This is a genomic window from Mesorhizobium sp. M0601, from assembly GCF_040320845.1.
Lineage (GTDB): Bacteria > Pseudomonadota > Alphaproteobacteria > Rhizobiales > Rhizobiaceae > Mesorhizobium.
On record NZ_JAMYQK010000131.1, the window covers coordinates 1 to 776 of the forward strand.

1 protein-coding gene is annotated in these 776 nt (G+C 60.7%); it reads left to right on the forward strand.

What is annotated here, in order from left to right:
- The coding region (locus tag NKI41_RS33220; protein WP_352687296.1) for a DUF1259 domain-containing protein at positions 1-415 on the forward strand (415 nt) is incomplete at its 5' end.
- Between the last annotated feature and the right edge of the window lie 361 nt (positions 416-776).

A 776-nucleotide genomic window follows, 5' to 3' on the forward strand; every position in this document is an offset into this window, starting at 1 on the left:
GCCGCAAGCCGCACCACAGATCGAGTTCGACACGGCCGGTGTCGACCAAACCATCGGTTATAAGGGTAAGGCCAATGGCGCGGTCTACCAGTTCACGATCTCGCGCGCTGAGCCGGTCGAGGAAAATGGAATGGAAGTGCCGGCGGCCATGGGCTCGGCAATAGCGATTAACTTCCAATCGACAGGTGGCGGCAAGGCGGCGATCACGGGTGATTTTGTGCTGACAGCAAAGGAGGTCAATCCGGTTATCAAAGCCATGCTGGATAACGGCATCGAGATCACCGCGTTGCATAGCCACATGCTCGATGAGCAACCGCGGCTCTTCTTCATGCATTTCTGGGCGTACGACGATGCGCAGAAGCTGGCGAAAGGACTGCGCGCAGCCCTCGACAAGGTCGCCGTCAAAAAGAGCTAGATTGGGCGTCCGCGCGCGCGTCCAACGGCGGAGTTCGGCCGACTCGGAGCGATCGTCGGCCTTCTTCCCGCCGCCTCGGGAATGGTTCTCTGGCACGGCGTCTCTCCGCCACCAGCATTGCGCCTGAGATCACCTTTCCATCGCACACGAGACTCAAGGGGCGGGCCGGGCTTTTGCGAACTAACGCGTTCGGAACGATCAAAGGTCCGCTTCGTTCTGATCGGATGGACTGGATTAGACTAGGCCTCCTGGCGTTGGCGGGGTTCCTCACCTGGACACTGAACACCCTCTCGGCCGGAGGCGGAGGTCTATTGCTGATCCCCGCCGTGACTTTCATCACAGGGAGCGCGGCGGTTGCGCC